Here is a 19,422-nt window from a genome sequence, read left to right as displayed (position 1 = left end):
ACTCAGTTTCCCCCAAGGCCGGCGGAGGCCGCCTGTCCGTTTTTATATATTGTGATGCCGCCATGGCCGGACCCGTAAGGATTGCCGACTTCCAGCATGTCGGTCCGCGAATCACGCGCCATCGACTCGCTCGAATCAGACCAGGGACGCAATGACAGGGACAGTGTGCCCATCCGCTGCGAGAGCGCGACGAGCTCGGCTTCCTTGGCGGACACTTCGAGGGTCGCGGTATTGCCGATCTGTGACGACCCGCCATTCTCGTCAGGGCGGAAGACCTGGTCGATCGCCAGGACACGCACGTTCTTGATGATTGTCGTTGTCACGGCACGTTCCGTGATCGCCTGCTCTGTCTGGACTTCGATCTCGTGGGTCAGGATCACGTCGACCTTGTCATTCGGCAGGATGAACCCGCCCGACGCGGATTCGGTGGATATCTCGACGGAAATGGCACGCATGCCCGGCGCCAGGAGGGCTGCCATCAGGCTGGTATCATTTGCCAGGACCAGTTTCTGCTTCAGGATCGGTTCCTGATTGTAGATGGGTATACGGACGACACTGCCGGCAAGCTTCTCGATCGCATCGGCATTTTCCGTCTCGGTCGAATAGCCTTCAACGACGTGCGCTTCCGGCCAGGGCGCCCATTCAAGGTCGCCAGTTGCGATCCGGTCGCCGATCGCCAGGTCGCGGCGGGACACGAGGACCTTTACCTGCGACACTTCCTTGTCCTTGATGACGGTCTGCGTGTCCGTGACGGTCTGCGTGACGGTCGTCGGTGCCGCCATGTTGCGGACAAGGATGGCGGCAGCCATGGCCGCGAGCGCAGCCCCGAGAAGAATGATCAGACGCATGGGCGACATGAGGCGCCTCTCCCTGTGAAGACTATACGTGATGGGTGAAAATGCACATGAAATGCCCCATCCGAGTCGGATATTCACACACGGGGCCTAATGCATGATTAACTAAAAACGCTGATTTAGCTTAATAAATTGGCAAGGAATGGAGACCCCGAACCGGCCAGGAAAGCACCTGCCGCAATCGCGACTCCATAGGGAACGCCGGCATTGTCCTCGAAGGGCGCGCGGATCACTTGCGGCAGGACAGCGGCCGGCATCGCACGGCGAACCATCAGCACCACGCCGGCACACAGGCCGCCGACCAGCGCCATGTACATGACGAATTCGAACCCCGCGTTCGGTCCCATCCACAACATGACGGCCGGGATCATCTTGGCATCCCCTCCCCCGAAAATGTTGAACGCGAACAGGCCGAAGGCCACAAGGAAGGCAAGGGCGGCGACAACCAGGTGGCCGCCGACAATCTCGATCGGCAGTCCCGCCGCGAACGCCGCCGGCACGAACAGGACGGCAATGGTCAGGTTCAGCCAGTTGGGAATGGTCAGCCGGTTGATGTCATGCACGGCCGCAAAAAGGCACAGCACCAGGAATACGCTGGCGAAAGCATTCAGAACCATCAGTCTCGTCCTCTCAGGTAAAGTCTGACAGTGATCCTGCCTGAAAAGACTGAACGAAGTTTGTACATTTCCCGGGTTCGGTCCGGCGCATGGGCGACGGGCCTGGTCCAGGCAAAGAAAAAGGCCGCCAGCGAGCTGGCGGCCTTCCTGCAAGAACCCGAAGGTTCGTACAGATCTTATTCCATTTCGGCAGCAACGCTGCTGAACGTCGCGTTGGCATTGTCACCAAGGGCGGAAACGCCACCGATGATAGCGACTGCGATCAGAGCAGCGATCAGGCCGTATTCGATAGCCGTGGCGCCGGATTCGTCTTTAAGAAAACGTGCAAACATTGGAAACTCCCATCATGCATTTGAATAAGCCCCGGAGTTGTTTTTCTTCCCGGAACACGACTGAAACTACAGGGTTATTCTCAATATCAGATGAAAGAATACAGAAAATCCATGAAGGCCGGTCAGTGATTCGTTTACTCTTGGCAGCGCCCGATCACCGCGTCTGGCTGGCCCCCTATATGTAAAGTCAAAATCGGGCTCCAGGCTGGCCGGTTAGGAAACGGGCAACTTTCTTCAGCGAGAAGATATTCCGAAACCGAACGTGGAGACTGGTCGAATGAGAATACTCGCAAAAGCGTGCGCCATGGCGCTGACGGGGTCCCTGCTGGTCGCCCCGGCGATGGCCGGCCAACTGTCTGTCGAAGCGAACAAGACGGTCCCTGTACATATCAAGGGAGACGCCGCGAGCATTGTTCTCGGCAACAAGAACGTCGCCGACGTCGCTGTCCACGACGAGCACCTGATCTTCATCACAGGAAAATCCTTTGGCACGACCAACCTGCTGATCTTCAACAAGGCGGGCGACCAGATCTATTCGACCGAGGTTGTTGTCACTGTGAACTCTTCAAATCTCCTGACCGTCAACCGGTCCGGCCAGAGCTTCACCTATGATTGCGCGCCCGAGTGCCGTTCGATCATCAGCACCGGCGACCAGACGGCCTATTTCGAAAGCCTGATGTCGCAGCAACGCAGCCTGCAGACACTGAACGAAGGCAACTAGGAATACGGCGGCGTATTTCGTTGAAATTTGAACAAAGGCTTCAACTTACCGCAAACCCAAGCCTGCTATACCGGTTGCTTGACTGACGTGTCTGCTCGGGGCTTAAAATGAACATTCCGTGTTTCGGCCTTCTTTCGCCGCGCCTGAAAGCAAAGTGGCGATCCTATGCCAGCGACCATCGCGGTCTGGCTGCGGTCGAATTTGCCATGGTTGCCGTGCCCTTCTTCTTCCTGATTTTCGGGCTCCTGGAAGTGTGCATCATTTTCATCGTGTCGACCGTGCTGGAGCACGCCGTCTCCGAAGCCTCCCGCCAGATCCGCACCGGCCAGGCGCAGGAAAGCGGCTTCAACGAACAGAATTTCCGCCAGACGGTCTGCGACAAGCTGCTCGACATGATCGACTGCGACGCCAAGCTCTACATTGACGTGAAAGCGCTCAACGGCTTCAGCGAAACCGCGATCGACCTGCCGATTGATGGCAGCGGCAACTTTGACGATACCGGTTTCGACTACAAGCCTGGCGGGCCGAACGACATCGTCGCCGTTCGCGTCTTCTACGAATGGCACCTGCTGACGCCGATCATCTCCGCGCCGCTCGCCAATCTCGCCGGCTCGCGGCGCCTGCTCCAGGCCAATGCCGTATTCCGCAATGAACCGTTCGGAGACTGATACGATGTCCAGCAAGCGCTTCTTCTCACGTTTCACGAAACGCACCAAATGGCGCGGCATCAAGGGCCTGTGCTATAACGAACAAGGTATCTCGGCGATCGAGTTTGCCTTCATCGCGCCGGTCCTTGTCCTCGTCTATTTCGGCTGTATCGAGATCAGTTTCCTGATGCGCATCGATCGCCGCGTCACGTCAACCAGCGCCAGCCTCGGCGACCTGACAGCGCGCCTTGCAGTCGCGACGGATGACGATATGGCCGAGATGTTCCAGGCCGCCCGCGTGATGATGCAGCCCTATGACGCAACGAATGCCCACCTGCGGATCACCAGTATTGTCGACAAGGGTGATGGCGTCGCAAAGGTGGCGTGGTCGGACGGCTACAAGATGAATGCCTATGCCAAGGGCGCCACCGTCACTGTGCCGGCCGGGATCATCCCTTCGCCCGGATCAGCCATCATGTCGGAAGTCGAATACACCTATACCAGCCCGTTCACGTTCGTGCTTGGAACCGACACGGTGGTGAAGGACAAGTTCTACCTGCGTCCACGCCGGGTGAACGAGATCAACCGCGTCCATGACGCGGATGACGACGGCACGTCGTTCGGTCCGTCCAGCTAGTCCCAGACAGCCCTTGCATCCGGCGGCGCCCCCGCGTGCCGCTGGATCGCACGCCCTCCCCTATTCGGCGAACCCGCGCTTGGGCGCGTGAACCTTCCACAGGATGGCCAGCCCGATCAGGAACATGAAGCCGATCCCGCCCATGCCGATACGCTGGTTGCCGGTCAGCCATGTCAGGAGGCTGACAACGCCCGGTCCCATCCACACGGTCACCGTGCCGGCGATGGCGTAGAGTCCGAAGAATTCGCCAATCCGTTCCTGCGGCGCAATGTGCACCAGCATGTAGCGGCTTGACGAAATCGACGCGACCACGGCGATGGCAACGGGAATCACGAACAGGAAGTAGGTGACGTCCGACAGGGTGTCGAAGAACGGGCTGTTCCAGACCGGCTCCCCGCTCGGGATGAGGCCGAACAGGAGCGAATCCGGCGTGATCGACAGTTGGATCAGGAGGAGCGCGGTCAGCGCGCTGATCTCCCAGACAAGCGCCAGCTTCGGCCCGAGCCAGCGGTCGAGGGCGCCGCCGACAAATCCGCCAACCGCCCCGAACAGGACGCCGGTGATCCCGTAGAACAGGATCTCGACATCGCTCCAGCCCAGGAATGTCTTGGCAAAGACCGCCCCAAGCGTCAGCAGGGCCGCCATCGCATCGGCATAGATCGTCCGGGCGATCAGGAACCGCATTGTGTGGGGATGGTCGGCGAACAGCTGGGCGAGATAGGCCTTGAAGACACCGATGCGCTGGCCCAGCGTCTGGCTTGGCCCCTGGTCCCGGTTTTCGCCCCGGAACACGTCGGCCGCCGCCTGTTTCCAGCTCAGGCCCTTGGACACGGCGTCGGGCATGAACACGAAGAACGGGATCATCAGCAGGGTCATCCAGACCGCCACGAACGGCCCGGCAAAGCGCTGCGGCTCGTGCGTTGCGCGGTCGAGCGGGATCAGCTGCTCAGGCAGCGCAAATGGCAGGCCGGACCCGGGCAGGAGCAGGCCGAACAGGAAGAAGATCAGGATGCCGACGCTGAGGATGTTCCCCATTGAAAGGCCAAGTCCCGAAATATAGGGCAAGGCGCTCGGCCGGCCGGCTGTCGGCAGCATCGCATTGTGCAGCACTTCCGAATAGCCGTAGCAGCAATAGGCGATCGCCAGCACGGCCATGGTTGGCCACATCGTCAGCGGGCCTTCGGGGCGCGCAAACCAGAGCAGCGCCGAACAGATGATCATCAGCCCGACGAAGAAGGCCAGCGGCGGCTTGCGGCGCCCGGCCTTGTCGGCGATCACGCCCAGGAACGGCGCCGTCAGCGCCGTGATGATGCCCGCGATGGTGATGGTAACGCCCGACAGGGTCAGGCCCAGTTCGCCGCCGCCGACCATGACATCGGCGAAATAGGGCGCGAAAATGTAGATGACGATGAGATTGTAATAGGGGTTGCGTCCGCCTTCGAAGACAGCCCAGGAGAGGCCCTTGAGCCCGAACGGGCCGCCCTCGACCTTCTGGCCTGCCGGCGCAATTTCCGGGGCGACGCCCAGAACCTGTGACTCGCTCATTCGTATGTGTCTCCCCGGTCTGTTTCCGGCGTCTGAACGGCCGCTTCGGGCGGACCGTGCGATATTCCGATGCTCGAGGGAAGTCCCCGCGCCGCGTCAATGCAGTTGCCTCGCGAATATGTTAGGGTTCGATCAGCCAGACAGGATGTGTAAACTGGCCGAAAAGCGGGGGGAAACCATGCGAGCCAGGCGCCTGATCGTCGTCGGAAGCCTCATAACAGTGCTGGCGGCCTGCCTGACGGCGCGGAACGCCACGGATGCCCCTGTCGCCCTTCCGGCAGACTATGTTGCGCGCGAAGCGGCCAATATGGACCCGGCCGACCGTTGCGGCCCGGCATTCATCCAGGACCACGTCCCCGCCGGCCTCATCAGCGTGATGGGACCGGTCATCGACGGCCCCTTCCGGCCCGTCTGCCGGCGTCACGATGCCTGTTACAGGCTCAACGAACACACGCAAAGCTGGTGCGACGACCGGATGCGCGATGAAATGCTGGCGATCTGCGACCTGCAGGCGGGCAGCGGTGCCTACCGCGTGCCGGGGATCGGCCTGTCACTCTGCCGCTTCCATGCCGGCGTTTATTACGCCGCAATCAACAACACCTATGGCGCCTACGCCCATATCGGCCAGCCCGGCGGCGAGATTACCGGCGTGCGGTCGCGCGTGATCGACGATGCCATCACCGACGACGAGTTCACGGTCTGCGTCGACGTCGCCAACACGACCGATATCGTGCAGGAATACGACGTCGAAATGCATACCGAAGACGGTGTCCGGGTCGACCGCGAGCCGGACACGTACGAGACCAATGTCCGGGCCGGGGAATCAGCGGAATTCTGCGTCGGCACCAATGCCACGCCGCTGTGGAGCCTGAAGGACCTGTCCGACACGGTGTATGTGTCCATCCGCGCCGACACGCCGGAAAACTTCGCTTTCACCAATGACATGGTGATCGTCGACAGTATTGCCGTGGCCGTCCGCCCGTCCGCGACGCCCTAGAGCTTGCTGGCCAGTTCCCCGGCATACCGGGTAATGTCCCCTGCCCCGAGGCAGACCACCATGCTGCCCGGCTTGGCGTCCCGGCGGATCACTTCCGGCAGGTCATCCAGCGAGGCCAGCACATGCGCACCGCGGTGCCCGTGCCGCTTGATGCTCGCTACCAGCGCCTCATGGTTGATGCCATCAATCGGTGTTTCGCCCGCCTCGTAGACCGGCGCGACGAACACTTCGTCCGCCGCATCGAAACAGCGCGAAAAGTCTTCGAACAGGTCGCGCAGGCGCGTGTAGCGGTGCGGCTGGCAGACAGCGATCAGCTGGCCCTGGCCCAGCATGGCGCGCGCGGCCTTGAGTACGGCGGCAATCTCGACCGGGTGGTGGCCATAATCGTCGATGATCCTCACCACACCCTTGCCGTCTCCCTTGGGCGCCCATTCCCCGACATTCGTGAACCGGCGCTTCACCCCGCCGAACGCCGCCAGCGACGCCCTGATCTGGTCATCGGTCGCGCCAAGCTCCAGCGCCACGGTGATCGCCGCCAGCGCGTTCTGGACATTGTGCTCACCCGCCATGGGCAGCGTCAGGTCCTTGATGATGCGCGGGCTTGCCGAGCCCGGCCGGCGCAGCGCGACATCGAAATGCGCGCCGTCCAGGTCTGTGTTCAGGTTGACGGCCCGCACATCGGCCTGCCGGTTGAAGCCATAGCTGATACGCCGCCGATCAGTGACCCGCGCGGCCAGGTCCTGCACTTCGGGATGGTCGGTGCAGAGCACGGCAAAGCCATAGAAAGGCAGGTTTTCCACAAAAGTATCAAAGGCTTCGCGCAGCTTCTCCATGGAGCCGTAATGGTCCATGTGTTCGGGATCGATATTCGTGACGATGGCGCAGGTCGGGTGCAGCTTGGCAAACGTGCCGTCGCTCTCGTCGCTCTCGACGACCATCCAGTCGCTCTCGCCCGCCTTGTAGTTCGAGCCATAGGCATGGATGATCCCGCCATTGATGACGGTCGGGTCTATGCCGCAACCGTCGAGCAGGCAGGCCACCATGCTGGTGGTCGTCGTCTTGCCATGCGTGCCGGCCACGCAGACCGTGTATTTCAGCCGCGTGATCTCGGCCAACATGTTCGCCCGGCGCACCACGGGAATGCCCGCCGCGCGCGCCGCCAGCACTTCCGGATTGTCCTTCCTGATCGCCGAGGAGATGATCACGGTGCCTGCGCCCTTCACGTTCTCGCCCTTGTGGCCGATGAACACGGTCGCGCCCTTCTCCCGCAGGCGCTGGACGTTGGCGCTCTCGGAAATGTCCGAGCCCTGCACCTGATAGCCCATCGTGATCATGACATCGGCAATGCCGGACATGCCAATGCCGCCAATGCCCACGATATGCGCCGGGCCAAGGTCAAAAGGGGTCGGTGAAGTCATGTTTTTATCTCCGAAACAGCCCTGTGGTCTAACCGAAACCGGCGCCGCTTCATAGCTCCGCGACGCGCTCGGCCATGTCGGCAAGGTCGCGCGCCGCTGTCACCGTGCCGACCGCCTTGGCCCGGGCGGCGCGGATGCGCAGGTCGTCGCCATGCTCCATCCGCACGGCAATCAGGGCGCCCAGCAATTTGGGGTAGAGATTGGATTCCAGGATCATGTCGGCCGCCTCGGCATCGACCAGCGCTTCGGCATTGGCTGCCTGGTGATCGTCCATCGCGATGGCCAGCGGTATCAGGATCGACGGACGCCCCACCACGGCCAGTTCGCTCACCGTGCCGGCCCCGGACCGGGCGACGACGAGGTGCGCGGAGGCCAGCCGCTCCGGCATGTCGGGGAAGAAAGGCGCAAGGTCGGCGTCCACCTGCGCCCGCCGGTACATGTTGCGCACGCCTTCCATCTGTTCGGCCCGCACCTGCTGGACAATCTTCAGCCGTCCCCGCAGCGACGCCGGAATATAGTCTGCAACCGCCAGCGGCACGGTGTCGCCGATGATGCTGGACCCCTGGCTGCCGCCGGTGACGAGCAGGGTCAGCTTCCCGTCGGTCGGCGGATAGGGCACGTCGCGCATGGCAATGATCGGCTCGCGTACCGGGTTGCCGATCGGCATGTGCGCCGCGCCTGCGGGCAGCCGGTCGAGCCGTTTGAACCCGCTCGCGACCAGCTTGGCATGGGTGGCGAACTGGCGGTTGACCCGGCCAAGGACCGCATTCTGTTCATGGATGATGATCGGCACGCCACGCCGCTTGGCCGCCGCCAGCGCGGGATAAGCCGGATAGCCACCGAACCCGGCGACCAGCGCAGGCCGTGTCTCGTCCATGATCCTGGCGGCGCGGCGGATACCGGCATTGATCTTCATGGCGACGCCGGGCAGCGCCCAGGGCTTGCGGAAATTCGGCGAGGCGGCGCGTACCTCTTCCTTCCACTCGGCCGGAAAGTCTGCGGCATAGCGCAGCCCGCGATGGTCGGAGATCAGGCCGACCTTCCATCCGCGCGCACGCATCTCGTCGGCAAAGGCCCGCGCGGGGAACATGTGCCCCCCGGTTCCTCCTGCCCCGATGATTACCAGCTTCCCGGTTGTCCCGTCACCCATACCTGCCTCTTGTGCGCGTACCCTGACCGCGCACGAGGGCGAGTGCAAGCCCGAGAGTCAATCCTATGCCGATCATCGACGAGCCTCCGTACGAAACAAAGGGCAATGTCATGCCTTTTGGCGGGATCAGGGCCACATTCACGGCAATGTTGATGGCGGCCTGGAGACCGAACAGGGCAAACAGGCCAGCAGCCGCCGCGCGGGCATAGCCATCGTCCAGCCGGGCCGCCGCACGGAAACCGCGCAGCACCATCAGCGAGAATGCCGCCAGCAGGACAATCGCCGCGACGAGACCGAACTCCTCGACCATCACCGCGAAGATGAAGTCGGTGTGCGCATCCGGCAGGCTCGCCTTGACCAGGCCCTCACCCGGCCCGACGCCGAACCAGCCACCCCGCCCGATGGCCTCGGCGGCCTTGTCGATCTGGTAGGTGTCGTAGGCCGTCGGGTCGAAGAAACTGTTCACCCGTGCCCGCACATGCGGCAGCAGGGCGTAGAGCAGCGCCGCCAGCGACGCACCGCCGCTCGCAAAGGCAGCTGCCCATCTCCACGGCAGGCCGCTGACGAAGAAGGTGATGACGAACGCAGCTGACAGCAGCACCGCCTGCCCGACATCCGGCTGCAACAGCAGCAGGCCGAGCGTCACGGCGTAGAATACGAAGGCGACCACGGCCCACGGCCCCTTGGGGTACATCTCCCGCTGCGACAGCAGCCAGCCGCTGAGCACGATCAGGGCAGGCTTGACCATTTCGCTCGGCTGCAGCGAAAAGCCGGCAACGCGCAGCCAGCGCTGGGCGCCTTTCGCCTCATGCCCGAAGACGAGAATGCCCACCATCAGGGCGAGCGCGACAAAGAACACGGCGGCGGCGAACCGGCGCGCCCATGTCCGGTCCAGCATGCTGGTACAGATCAGGATCAGGCTCGCGGCAGCAGCGAATGCCGCCTGCCGGATGACGAAGAAATAGGGATTCTCGAAGCCGATGCGGCTGGCGGCGGTGGGCCCGGCTGCCAGTGACATCAACAGGCCGATGGCGATGAGGAAGAAGGCCCCGCCCATCAGGCCCCAGTCAATTGTTCGCCGCCACTCTGTCAGCCAGGACGCATCAGAGCGATCGAACTGGAGAGCGGTGGGTGCTGGGTTCAAGCCATCACCCTCAACACCGCGGGCATCATCGATTGGACGATAGACCGGAACACGTCGCCCCGTTCCTCGAAGTCCCGGAACTGGTCGAAACTCGCGCAGGCAGGCGACAGCAGGACGATGGCGCCCTCCTCCCCGGCGCCGCGCGCATCGTGCAGGGCCGCCGCGACAGCGTTCTCCAGCGTGCCGCACTGTTGCGCCGCGACCTTGCCCTTCAGCGTTGCAGCAAAGGCTTCTTCAGCCTCGCCGATCAGGTAGGCCTTGGCGACATTCGGGAACAGCGGCGCGAGCGGCGCGATCCCCTCGGCCTTGGGAACGCCGCCGGCGATCCAGTAGACATTCTTGAATGCCTTCAGCGCCTGTTCGGCGGCCTGGGCATTGGTGGCCTTGGAATCGTTGATGAACCGCACGCCGTCGATCTCGCCAACGGTCTCCAGCCGGTGCGGCAGGCCGGGGAACGACCTGATGCCCGCGAAGATCACGTCTGGGTCGACACCCAGCGCGCGGCAGGCAGCGTAGGCCGCCGCAGCGTTCTGGTGGTTGTGCTTGCCGGGCAGCGACGGGCATTCGGCAAGGTTGCCGATCAGTTCCGCCTTGCCGGACTGGTTGTCATACAGCTTGCCGTCAATGGCGCTGATACCGCGGCCGAGCGTGTAGGTGGACGAGGCGTGGATGACACGGCCCGGGCCATGGCCCGCAAGGCCGATGGCGATCGACTGGGTGATGACGTCATCGAAGCCGACAATCGCGATGTCGCCCTTCTGCTGGTTCTGGAAGATCCGCATCTTTGCGGCCTGGTAGCCTTCCATCCCGCCGTGCCGGTCAAGGTGGTCCGGGCTCATGTTCAGCAGCACCGCGATATCGCAGTGCAGGCTCTTCACCAGGTCGAGCTGGTAGGACGAGAGTTCCAGCACGTAGACCGCATTGGCATGCAGCGCCGCAAGGTCGAGCACGCCGGTGCCGATATTGCCGCCGATGCGCGCGTCGCGGCCTGCCTGCTTCAGGATATGCCCGATCAGCGCCGTCGTGGTCGACTTGCCGTTCGTGCCCGTGATGCCGATGATTTTCGGCCGGCCGCGTTCCGGCAGCGACTGCACCGCGCGGGCGAACAGTTCCATGTCGCCGACCACCGGCACGCCGGTCATCTCGGCCATGCGCACGATCCGGTGCGGCTGCGGGAACTTGTAGGGAATGCCCGGCGACAGGACGAGCGCGGCAAAGGTCTGCCAGTCACGCTTGTTGATGTCGGACAGCGGCACGCCAGCCGCTTCGGCCTTGTTGCGAGTGTCCTCATTATCGTCCCACGCATGCACACGTGCGCCGCCAGCCTTCAGCGCTTTCGCTGCGCTGAGGCCTGTCCGGCCAAGGCCGAACACGGCGACATCCCGTCCTGCGTATTCCGTAATGGGGATCATGGGTTTGCGGCTACCTCAGCTTCAATGTTGCGAGGCCCGCGAGGGCGAAGAGGACCGACATGATCCAGAAGCGCGCGACGACCCGCGTTTCCGGCCAGTTCTTTTTCTGGAAATGGTGGTGCAGCGGCGCCATCAGGAAGATCCGCTTGCCTTCGCCGGTCAGGCGCTTGGTGATCTTGAACCAGCCAACCTGCAGCATCACCGACAGGGCCTCGATCACGAACAGGCCACCGATGACGACCAGTGCAAACTCGTGCTTGGTCGCAACCGCCACGATGCCCAGCATGCCGCCAAGGCCGAGCGAGCCGGTGTCGCCCATGAACACCTTTGCCGGATAGGCATTGTACCAGAGGAAGCCCATGCCTGCGCCGATCATGGCACCGAGCAGGACGGCAATCTCGCCTGCGCCCGGCGCGAACTGGATGCCCAGGTATTCAGCAAAGACGAAGTTACCCGTCAGGTAGGCGATCATCGCATAGGCAGCGGCGGCAAAGGTCATCGGCACGATCGCCAGGCCGTCGAGGCCGTCGGTGAAGTTCACCGCATTGGCTGCTCCGACGACAACGATCATGCCGAACACGATGAATAGCCCGCCGAGCGGCAGGAAATAATTGTTCACGAACGGCACGGCGACACCGCCCGAGAAGGCCGGGTCTGCCGGTTGCACCGATGTCCGCGGGGCGAGGCTGGCGATCGTCTCGGCCAGCCCGTTGAGCGGTCCCCACTGGGCGTGGCCTGCCGGTGTGTGCGCCCCGTGCAGGCCCATGACGAACGCGCAGGCGACAGCCGCAATCGCAAACCCGATCAGCAGGCGCGCGCGGGCCGACACGCCGTCGGCGCTCTGCTTGTTGACCTTCGCGTAATCGTCGAGGAAGCCGAGCAGCGCGTAGGACAGCGTCACGAACAGCACGACCCAGACATAGGGGTTCTGCAGATTGCCCCACAGCAGCACGCCGACCAGCAGGCCGAGCCAGATCAGCAGCCCGCCCATCGTGGGGGTGCCCTGCTTCGACATCTGTGCTTCCAGCGACAGGTCACGGATTGGCTGGCCCTTGCCCTGGCGGGCGCGCAGCAAGTTGATGATCGCGTCTCCGAACACGACAGTCACAAGGAATGCCGTCACGACGGCAGCACCGGCGCGGAAGGTGATATAGTTCAGTAGGTTGAATATACCGCTATCTGCGGCCAGCCACTCGTACAGCATCACCTGACCTCTGCAGCATCTTCTGCGCTGCTATCCATCTTGCCCAAACCAGCCGCTGCACTTCGTTGGCGCAAGCGGTCTGCAATTCGTCCCATCCCGGAGGCATTCGACCCTTTGATCAAGAGCACGTCTCCGTCCCTCACTGCATTTAGCAGCGCATTCCACAGCTCATCCGCCTTGGGTGCCCATACCTGCTGAAGACCAGGCGGCAGGGCCTCTGCGAGGTGAGTCATTTTGTCACCTGCCAGGAAGACACCTTCTGCCCCGCTGGCAACCACATCCCTGGCCAGCCCGGCATGCTCGCTGGCGGACGTATCGCCGATTTCCAGCATTTCGCCGAGCGCGACGAGGCGCCGTCCACCCGGCCGCTGGGCCAGCGCGGAGAGCGCTGCGCGCATGCTTGCGGGGTTGGCATTGTAGGCGTCGTCGACCAGCGTGAAGTGCCCACCGTCCGGCAGGGCCAGGCGTTCCGCCGTGCCGCGCCCGGGCGGCGGCGCATAGCCTGAGAGCGCCGCAGCACAATCTGCCACGGAATAGCCTGTCTGGCTGGCTGCAAGCAGGGCTGCGGCGGCGTTGAGCGCCCAGTGCCGGCCGACGGCCTCGATCTCGATTTCGGCCCGCTTGCCGATCACGTCGACACTGATGCGGCTGGTCACGCCATTGGATTCATAACCCGTCACCCGTGCCGTCGCATCCGAGGCGGTGCCGAAGGTTTCAAGGTTGCCCGTCGGGCAGAGCACCCGCGCGCGCGCCGACAGCTGGTCGAGGAAGGCATCTTCCGACGGCAGGATGAACGTGCCACCTGCCTCCATGCCCGCGAAGATGTCCGCTTTCTCGTTGGCCACCGCCTCGAGGCTGCCAAGGCCTTCCAGGTGGGCCCCTGCGATACAGGTCACGATGCCGATATGCGGGCGCACCATCTGGCTGCGCGGGGCGATTTCGCCGGGCGTCGACATGCCGATCTCGAACACCGCGCGCGCGGTGTTTTCCGGCATTCGCGCCAGGGTCAGCGGCACGCCCCAGTGATTGTTGAAGCTCTTGACGTTCGCGTGCGCCGGGCCTGCCGCGCGATAGATCCGCGCCAGCATTTCCTTGACGCTGGTCTTGCCGACGCTGCCCGTCACGGCGGTGCGGACCGCACCGGACCGGGCGCGCGCCGCGATGCCCATCATTTCCAGCGCCACCAGCGTATCGTCGACCATCATCAGCGGCCCGCCGCTGACCGGTTTCGACACCAGTGCCGCCGCCGCCCCGGCCTTGAACGCCGCTTCGACGAAATCATGGCCATCGCGCTGGTCGTGCAAGGCGACGAACAGGTCGCCCGGCATCAGGGTGCGCGTGTCGATCGAGATCGTGCCCGACACCCAGAACGGGTCGGATGCCTTGCCACCGGTGGCCAGGGCGATCTCTTCGGACGTCCAGAGGAGTTGTGTCATGCGTTGGCCCCCGCCAGCGCTGCAAGCGCCGTGTCCTGGTCGGAAAACGGAATCACCGTCTTGCCGACAATCTGGCCGGTCTCGTGGCCCTTGCCGGCGATCACCAGCGTGTCACCCTTTTTCAGTTCCGCAACCACCGTGCGGATCGCCGTCTCGCGGTCACCGATCTCGCGGGCGCCCGGCGCTGCGGCAAGGATGGCCTTGCGGATCGCGGCGGCATCTTCCGTGCGGGGATTATCATCGGTCACGATCACGTCGTCGGCCTGGCGTGTCGCGATCTCGCCCATCATCGGACGCTTCTTGGCATCCCGGTCACCGCCGCAGCCGAAGATCACCTTCAGCTGCCCGGCGGTGTGCGGGCGCACGGCGCGCAACAGCACGTCCAGCCCGTCCGGCGTATGCGCATAGTCGACAAACACCCCTGCCCCGGCCGGTGTCTTGCCAACCAGTTCAAGCCGGCCCTTCACGGGCTGCAGATGCGTCAGGCCATCGGCCACTGCCTCGAACGGCAGGCCGAGCGCCAGCGCGATGGCGGCGGCGGCCAGCGCGTTCAGTGCCTGGAACTCGCCGATCAGCGGCAGTTCCAGCGGCTTCTGTTCCACGTCGCGCCAGAACAGGTTCAGCACCTGCCCGGTTTGCCGCGGCATGATCTCGTCGATCCACAGGTCCTCGCCGCGCCAGCCGAACGAGACGATATTCAGGCCGGCATCCTTTGCGGCGGCCTCGAAGACCTCCCGATGGTCGCTGTCGGCGTTCACGATGGCTGGCATGCCGCTGTGGCCGAGACCGCTGAACAGGCGCAGCTTGGCCGCGAGATAGGCCTCCATCGTCGCGTGATAGTCGAGGTGGTCCTGCGTGAAATTGAGGAACGCCACGGCCGCGAGGTCGACGCCGTCGAGCCGGTATTGTTCCAGCCCGTGGCTGGACGCTTCCATCGCGCAATGCGTCACGCCCTGCCGGGTCAGCTCGCGCAGCGTCTGGTGGATCGTCACCGGGTCGGGCGTGGTGTGGCCGACATCGATCTTGCCGCCCGGGCCGATCGCGCCCAGCGTTCCCATCGACGCGGCGCCCAGGCCGGCCCGCGACCAGATCTGGCGCAGGAAATCCACGGTCGATGACTTGCCGTTGGTGCCGGTGATCGCCACGACGGTTTCGGGCTGTGCCGAGAAGAAGCGCTTGGCCGCGAGTGCCAGCGCAAGGCGCGGCTCGTCGGCGATGACATGCGGCAGCGGCACTTTCTCGATACCGCCATCCGACAGGATCGCTGCAGCGCCTGCCTCGATGGCCTGCGGCACGTATTTGCGTCCGTCCGTCACGGTGCCGTTCAGGGCCGCGAACAGGTCGCCCGGTTTCACGGCCCGGCTGTCGGCGGTCATGCCGGTGATGTCAGTCTCGCCGTCTTCGGCCAGGGGGAACAGGTCTTTCAGTTTCACAGGGAACTCCTCTCATCCGAAGCAGAGCGGAGTTCAGCGCCGGCAGGACGGGCACCCTCGAAGCGCGGGGCGAGCCCGAGCAGGGGCGCGACGCGTTCGACGATACGCCCGGCGGTCGGCGCTGCATTCAGCGCGGCCGTATCGTGGCCTGCCGCATCTGCCTTGGGCTCATCCAATGTCACGATCAGGGCATATTGCGGGCGGTCATAGGGAAAAATCGCCGCAAAGCTGGTCACGTTGCGCGTGTCGTCATAGCCGCCCGGCACAGGCTTTTCGGCCGTACCCGTCTTGCCGGCGATGCGATAGCCGGCGACTTCGGCCCGCTTGCCGGTTCCCGTCACCACCGCTTCGCGCATCATGACATTGACGATGTCGGCCGTAAGCGCCGACATGACGCGGACCGGGACAACCTTGCGCGCCTCGTCGACAACCAGTGTCGGGGTCACCCGCTCGCCGCCATTCGCGAAAGCTGAAAACCCGGCCAGGAAGGCCATCGGCGTCACCGCGATGCCATGCCCATAGGCCACGGTCGCCGCCGAGAGTTCGTCAAAGCGATCCGGCAGGATCGGGTTGGCACTGCCGGCAAGCTCGATATGCGCCCTTTCGAGCAGTCCCAGCGCTTCCAGGAACGCCTTCTGGCGCCGCGGGCCCAGCGCCGCATTGATATGCACGGTGCCGAGGTTCGAACTTTCCGAGATGATGGTCGTCACGCTGGCACGCGCGCCCAGCGGGTGCGTGTCATGGATGGTGAAGCCGCGTATCTCCAGCGGTGTGCGCACGTCGAACAGGTCGGTCGGCTTGATGGCGCCGGCTTCCAGCGCCGCCGCCACGGTGAAGGGCTTGAACACTGATCCCAGTTCGTAGACTGCGCCGGTTGCCCGGTTGAGGCGGGCGGTATCATCCGCACGCAGGTCCAGCCCGCGATTGGCATCCATCGGCGGCCAGCTTGCCATGGCCCGCACTTCGCCGGACCGCGCATCCATCAGGATCACGGCCCCGCCCTCGATGTCGTATTCGGCAGCTGCTGCCGACAGCTCGGATTCCACAGCGGACTGGACGCCATTGTCGATGGTCAGGCGCAGCGGTTCGCCGCCCGCCTTCAGACGGTCTTCCAGCGCGTACTCGATGCCGCCAATGCCCTTGCCGTCGACATTGGTATAGCCCAGCACATGCCCGGCCAGCGTGCCGCGCGGATAGGCCCGGCGGCTCTCCGGTTCGAACCGCAGGCCTTCCAGGCCAAGGTCGAACACCGCCTTGCGCTGGCGTGGCGTCAGGCCCCGCTTCACATAGACGAACTCGCGCTCCTGATTGGCCAGGTGCGCGCTCAGGTCTGCCACATTGATATCGTTGAAGACGCCTTTCAGCGACCGCGCGACTTCGCCGGCATCCCAGATCAGTCTCGGATTCGCCACCAGCGAATAGGCCGTCACGGATGTCGCCAGCAACTCGCCATTACGGTCGACAATATCGGCCCGCACGACCTTTTCAGCGGCGAGGCCGGCCTTGTGCGGCGCATCGGATGCGCCGGCGATCGCGAGATAACCGCCCTTCCCCGCCAGCACGATGAAGAGCGCGCCAAGGCCGAGTCCCACAAGTCGCGTCCGGTCCCGGGCTGATAGCGTCATTTCGGCGCCTCCGCCGCAGCAGGCTCGGGTTTGACGGCGCCGGCCTTCATCGGCGGGCCGACCAGTTGGTCGAGATCGGATTCGCCGGCCATCTGGTCGGGGCGCGGCGGGGCCATGCCGAGTTCACCCCGGGCATATTCCTCGATCCATTCGCGCCGGCTCATGTGGGACAGCTCGGTCTCCAGCAGCGCTTTTTCGTGCGCAGCATCCTCGATCTGCGCTTCGACGGCCATGATCTCGGCAGCCGTGTCCTTGGCGCCGTACTTGGCGCGGTACAGGCTGACAATCAGCAGCCCGACAACCAGGATTCCGAACAGGAATGCGCGGCGGCTCATTGGGCATCCTCCAGGTCTGACAGTGGCGGCAGGTTCATGCCGTCGCTGGCGTCTTCCTCGATAGCGGGTGCGCCCGTACGGATCGCAGCCCGCAACTTGGCCGAGCGTGCCCGTGGATTGCCTTCCACTTCCTTATCAGAAGGGACAATTGCTTTGGAAACAGCGAGTTCGAAGGTCGGATCAGGCCCTTTTGCGGCCAGCGGCATGTGCCGTGACCCGCCGCCCTGCTTGCCTGAACGGCCGCGCAGCCATTGCTTGACCATGCGGTCTTCCAGGGAATGGAATGCGACGACGACCAGCCGCCCGCCGGGCCGCAGCAGCCGTTCGGCAGCCTGCAGCGCCCGGGCAAGCTCGCCAAGCTCGTCATTCACATACATGCGGATCGCCTGGAAGGTCAGGGTTGCGGGGTGCGTGCGCGCGCCGCGCCGGCCACCGACAGCGACTTCCACCGCATCTGCGAGGTCTGACGTGGTTTCAAACGGCGCCTGTGCCCGGCGTTGCACCAGATGGCGCGCAATCCGGCGCGCCTGCTTCTCTTCACCGAGGCGGAAGATGATATTGGCGAGATCGCGCTCCGGCATCCGGTTGACCACGTCTGCAGCAGTCGGCCCCGATGCGCCCATGCGCATGTCGAGCGGGCCATCCTTCATGAACGAGAAGCCGCGTTCGCCCTCGTCGATCTGGTAGCTCGACACGCCGATATCCAGCACCACGCCGTCCACCGCCTTGTGCCCGGCATTGATCACCAGCGCATCCATCTCGCCGAACCGGCCAAGCAGCGGCGTCAGGCGCGGCGTCTCGGCTGCCAGCTTCTCGGCCCGCAGGATCGCGTCGAGGTCGCGGTCAATCGCCAGCACATTGCATTTCGCCGCCAGCAGGATCGCGCGGGTATAGCCGCCGCCGCCAAAGGTGCCGTCGACGATCAGGTCGCCATCCTTTGGCGCAAGCCATGTGAGGACTTCCTCCAGCAATACGGGCTGGTGCCCTGTGGCGGGCAGGCGGGCAGATGTATGGCGGGCGCTCATCCTTCGCCCCCTTCGACCAGTTTCGGCCCCATGTAATTGCCGACGCCCTGCTGGTGCAGCACTTCGGAATAGGCCCGGCCGAATGCCTCCAGGGTCTCGGGGGCCGCTGCCGCCGCTTCCATCGCGGCATTGAAGGCGGCGTGCTTTTCAGGATTCCAGATCTGGAAACTGTCCATGTTGCCGGCAAACTTGATTCGATCGGTCAGTTCGGCGGCCTTGCAGAGGTTTTCGGGCAGCTTGATCCGGCCCGTCTCGTCCATCTTGAGGTCAGCCGATCCGGCGATGATCCGGTTGACCAGGGCCTTGCGGACCTCCGACTGGGGCGCCAGCCGGGTCAGCGTCGCGCGGTACATCGCCATCAGGGCGTCGCCGCCACCTTCCAAGCAGCCAGAGCCGTCGAGGGCCTGCCAGAGGAAGATGCGGGTTCCACCTCCAAGCGCAGCGCGAAAGGGCGCGGGGATCGAAACCCGGCCTTTTGCATCAATAGCGCTCTCGTAGGTGGAAACGAACACCCGCCAACCCTGTTCTTGTTATGCCTAAACCCCAGCATGGGTAAACCATGTGTAAATTTGGAATATCATGGGTGCGCATGGGCCTCAATGGGTTGAGTGGGTGAATCGAAATATCCACAAGACACATGCTCTGGAACATAGGCGGCACAAGCGGGGAACAAGCTGGAACACCCCCTTGGGACATCATGGGAAACCGGTAATTAACCTTTGTGAATCAGCCCGTTGCAGCATTGTGTTGTGCTGTTGCATCGCGCCTCGGGCTTTGCTGCTTTTTGCCCGCTTTCTGTCCAATAATACATCATTGCAGCGCAGGTTCGCCTGCGAACTCATGGCGGGATCTTGCGAATCCTTTTGGCTGCGCTTCGCTGCACGCACCGA

Annotated in this window: 19 protein-coding genes; 4 read left to right on the top strand and 15 right to left on the bottom strand. The window is 63.9% G+C overall.

The genetic code is table 11. The features are described from left to right. Positions 1 to 2 precede the first annotated feature (2 nt). From cpaB to HJO_RS18150, 3 genes are all read right to left on the bottom strand, one after another. On the bottom strand, positions 3 to 857 hold the full coding sequence (cpaB, locus tag HJO_RS07420) for a Flp pilus assembly protein CpaB (RefSeq protein ID WP_035615639.1): 855 nt from the start codon (positions 855 to 857) through the stop codon (positions 3 to 5). A 116-nt stretch (positions 858 to 973) separates the two neighbouring features. Continuing rightward, positions 974 to 1,471 carry an A24 family peptidase gene (locus tag HJO_RS07415; RefSeq protein WP_035615637.1) on the bottom strand — a complete coding sequence of 166 codons (498 nt, stop codon included), beginning with the start codon at positions 1,469 to 1,471 and terminating at the stop codon, positions 974 to 976. 176 nt (positions 1,472 to 1,647) lie between these two features. Next, complete coding sequence (locus HJO_RS18150; protein ID WP_084141746.1) at positions 1,648 to 1,803, bottom strand: Flp family type IVb pilin; 156 nt, start codon at positions 1,801 to 1,803, stop codon at positions 1,648 to 1,650. Positions 1,804 to 2,080: 277 nt separating this feature from the next. Between HJO_RS18150 and HJO_RS07410 the strand changes: the two genes are divergently transcribed. From HJO_RS07410 to HJO_RS07400, 3 genes are all read left to right on the top strand, one after another. Continuing rightward, the gene (locus HJO_RS07410) at positions 2,081 to 2,524 is read left to right on the top strand and encodes a pilus assembly protein N-terminal domain-containing protein (protein ID WP_084141743.1); all 444 of its coding nucleotides are present in this window, start codon (positions 2,081 to 2,083) and stop codon (positions 2,522 to 2,524) included. 107 nt (positions 2,525 to 2,631) lie between these two features. Further along, positions 2,632 to 3,192 carry a TadE/TadG family type IV pilus assembly protein gene (locus HJO_RS07405; protein WP_035615631.1) on the top strand — a complete coding sequence of 187 codons (561 nt, stop codon included), beginning with the start codon at positions 2,632 to 2,634 and terminating at the stop codon, positions 3,190 to 3,192. A gap of 4 nt (positions 3,193 to 3,196) precedes the next feature. Beyond that, positions 3,197 to 3,808 carry a TadE/TadG family type IV pilus assembly protein gene (locus HJO_RS07400; protein WP_035616098.1) on the top strand — a complete coding sequence of 204 codons (612 nt, stop codon included), beginning with the start codon at positions 3,197 to 3,199 and terminating at the stop codon, positions 3,806 to 3,808. A 60-nt stretch (positions 3,809 to 3,868) separates the two neighbouring features. Here HJO_RS07400 and HJO_RS07395 read toward each other — a convergent pair whose 3' ends face one another. Then, positions 3,869 to 5,353 (bottom strand): MFS transporter, encoded by a 1,485-nt coding sequence (locus HJO_RS07395; RefSeq protein WP_035615629.1) that lies wholly within the window; start codon positions 5,351 to 5,353, stop codon positions 3,869 to 3,871. Between the two features lie 178 nt (positions 5,354 to 5,531). Between HJO_RS07395 and HJO_RS07390 the strand changes: the two genes are divergently transcribed. Further along, a complete protein-coding gene (locus HJO_RS07390) occupies positions 5,532 to 6,350 on the top strand; it encodes a hypothetical protein (RefSeq protein WP_156945473.1) in 819 nt (272 codons plus the stop codon). Here HJO_RS07390 and murC read toward each other — a convergent pair. Genes murC through HJO_RS07335 form a run of 11 tightly spaced genes read right to left on the bottom strand, consistent with a single transcriptional unit; the run spans position 6,347 to position 19,044 of the window. Beyond that, positions 6,347 to 7,768, bottom strand: coding sequence for a UDP-N-acetylmuramate--L-alanine ligase (gene murC / locus HJO_RS07385; protein WP_035615626.1), 1,422 nt, complete (start codon positions 7,766 to 7,768; stop codon positions 6,347 to 6,349). The genes HJO_RS07390 and murC overlap by 4 nt on opposite strands. 49 nt (positions 7,769 to 7,817) lie before the next feature. Next, positions 7,818 to 8,918 (bottom strand): UDP-N-acetylglucosamine--N-acetylmuramyl-(pentapeptide) pyrophosphoryl-undecaprenol N-acetylglucosamine transferase, encoded by a 1,101-nt coding sequence (locus HJO_RS07380; protein ID WP_035615624.1) that lies wholly within the window; start codon positions 8,916 to 8,918, stop codon positions 7,818 to 7,820. Next, the gene (locus HJO_RS07375) at positions 8,911 to 10,062 is read right to left on the bottom strand and encodes an FtsW/RodA/SpoVE family cell cycle protein (protein WP_035615622.1); all 1,152 of its coding nucleotides are present in this window, start codon (positions 10,060 to 10,062) and stop codon (positions 8,911 to 8,913) included. Before HJO_RS07375 ends, HJO_RS07380 begins: the two co-directional genes overlap by 8 nt. Beyond that, entirely contained in the window at positions 10,059 to 11,474 is a 1,416-nt protein-coding gene (gene murD, locus HJO_RS07370) for a UDP-N-acetylmuramoyl-L-alanine--D-glutamate ligase (RefSeq protein ID WP_035615620.1), read from the bottom strand. The genes HJO_RS07375 and murD overlap by 4 nt, the downstream gene beginning before the upstream one ends. Before the next feature lie 10 nt (positions 11,475 to 11,484). Further along, positions 11,485 to 12,678 (bottom strand): phospho-N-acetylmuramoyl-pentapeptide-transferase, encoded by a 1,194-nt coding sequence (gene mraY, locus HJO_RS07365; RefSeq protein ID WP_035615618.1) that lies wholly within the window; start codon positions 12,676 to 12,678, stop codon positions 11,485 to 11,487. Continuing rightward, entirely contained in the window at positions 12,678 to 14,114 is a 1,437-nt protein-coding gene (locus HJO_RS07360; RefSeq protein ID WP_035615616.1) for a UDP-N-acetylmuramoyl-tripeptide--D-alanyl-D-alanine ligase, read from the bottom strand. Before HJO_RS07360 ends, mraY begins: the two co-directional genes overlap by 1 nt. Further along, complete coding sequence (locus HJO_RS07355; RefSeq protein WP_035615613.1) at positions 14,111 to 15,547, bottom strand: UDP-N-acetylmuramoyl-L-alanyl-D-glutamate--2,6-diaminopimelate ligase; 1,437 nt, start codon at positions 15,545 to 15,547, stop codon at positions 14,111 to 14,113. The genes HJO_RS07360 and HJO_RS07355 overlap by 4 nt, the downstream gene beginning before the upstream one ends. After that, a complete protein-coding gene (locus HJO_RS07350) occupies positions 15,544 to 17,172 on the bottom strand; it encodes a peptidoglycan D,D-transpeptidase FtsI family protein (RefSeq protein WP_035615610.1) in 1,629 nt (542 codons plus the stop codon). The genes HJO_RS07355 and HJO_RS07350 overlap by 4 nt, the downstream gene beginning before the upstream one ends. After that, positions 17,169 to 17,507, bottom strand: a complete 339-nt coding sequence (gene ftsL, locus HJO_RS07345) for a cell division protein FtsL (RefSeq protein WP_051618390.1) — start codon at positions 17,505 to 17,507, stop codon at positions 17,169 to 17,171. Before ftsL ends, HJO_RS07350 begins: the two co-directional genes overlap by 4 nt. Then, entirely contained in the window at positions 17,504 to 18,532 is a 1,029-nt protein-coding gene (gene rsmH, locus HJO_RS07340; RefSeq protein WP_035615607.1) for a 16S rRNA (cytosine(1402)-N(4))-methyltransferase RsmH, read from the bottom strand. The genes ftsL and rsmH overlap by 4 nt, the downstream gene beginning before the upstream one ends. Next, positions 18,529 to 19,044: a division/cell wall cluster transcriptional repressor MraZ gene (locus HJO_RS07335; protein ID WP_051618389.1), complete on the bottom strand. Its 516-nt coding sequence runs from the start codon at positions 19,042 to 19,044 to the stop codon at positions 18,529 to 18,531. The genes rsmH and HJO_RS07335 overlap by 4 nt, the downstream gene beginning before the upstream one ends. Between the last annotated feature and the right edge of the window lie 378 nt (positions 19,045 to 19,422).

The sequence above is a fragment of the Hyphomonas johnsonii MHS-2 genome (assembly GCF_000685275.1).
GTDB lineage: Bacteria > Pseudomonadota > Alphaproteobacteria > Caulobacterales > Hyphomonadaceae > Hyphomonas > Hyphomonas johnsonii.
Note: the sequence above shows the minus strand (reverse complement) of the source record. Positions and strands in the feature narration are given on the sequence as shown.

Coding starts and splice junctions, on each gene's coding strand:
- cpaB (WP_035615639.1), bottom strand. CDS start 857: ATGTCGCCCATGCGTCTGATCATTCTTCTCGGGGCTGCGCTCGCGGCC.
- HJO_RS07415 (WP_035615637.1), bottom strand. CDS start 1,471: ATGGTTCTGAATGCTTTCGCCAGCGTATTCCTGGTGCTGTGCCTTTTT.
- HJO_RS18150 (WP_084141746.1), bottom strand. CDS start 1,803: ATGTTTGCACGTTTTCTTAAAGACGAATCCGGCGCCACGGCTATCGAA.
- HJO_RS07410 (WP_084141743.1), top strand. CDS start 2,081: ATGAGAATACTCGCAAAAGCGTGCGCCATGGCGCTGACGGGGTCCCTG.
- HJO_RS07405 (WP_035615631.1), top strand. CDS start 2,632: ATGAACATTCCGTGTTTCGGCCTTCTTTCGCCGCGCCTGAAAGCAAAG.
- HJO_RS07400 (WP_035616098.1), top strand. CDS start 3,197: ATGTCCAGCAAGCGCTTCTTCTCACGTTTCACGAAACGCACCAAATGG.
- HJO_RS07395 (WP_035615629.1), bottom strand. CDS start 5,353: ATGAGCGAGTCACAGGTTCTGGGCGTCGCCCCGGAAATTGCGCCGGCA.
- HJO_RS07390 (WP_156945473.1), top strand. CDS start 5,532: ATGCGAGCCAGGCGCCTGATCGTCGTCGGAAGCCTCATAACAGTGCTG.
- murC (WP_035615626.1), bottom strand. CDS start 7,768: ATGACTTCACCGACCCCTTTTGACCTTGGCCCGGCGCATATCGTGGGC.
- HJO_RS07380 (WP_035615624.1), bottom strand. CDS start 8,918: ATGGGTGACGGGACAACCGGGAAGCTGGTAATCATCGGGGCAGGAGGA.
- murD (WP_035615620.1), bottom strand. CDS start 11,474: ATGATCCCCATTACGGAATACGCAGGACGGGATGTCGCCGTGTTCGGC.
- mraY (WP_035615618.1), bottom strand. CDS start 12,678: ATGCTGTACGAGTGGCTGGCCGCAGATAGCGGTATATTCAACCTACTG.
- HJO_RS07360 (WP_035615616.1), bottom strand. CDS start 14,114: ATGACACAACTCCTCTGGACGTCCGAAGAGATCGCCCTGGCCACCGGT.
- HJO_RS07350 (WP_035615610.1), bottom strand. CDS start 17,172: ATGACGCTATCAGCCCGGGACCGGACGCGACTTGTGGGACTCGGCCTT.
- ftsL (WP_051618390.1), bottom strand. CDS start 17,507: ATGAGCCGCCGCGCATTCCTGTTCGGAATCCTGGTTGTCGGGCTGCTG.
- rsmH (WP_035615607.1), bottom strand. CDS start 18,532: ATGAGCGCCCGCCATACATCTGCCCGCCTGCCCGCCACAGGGCACCAG.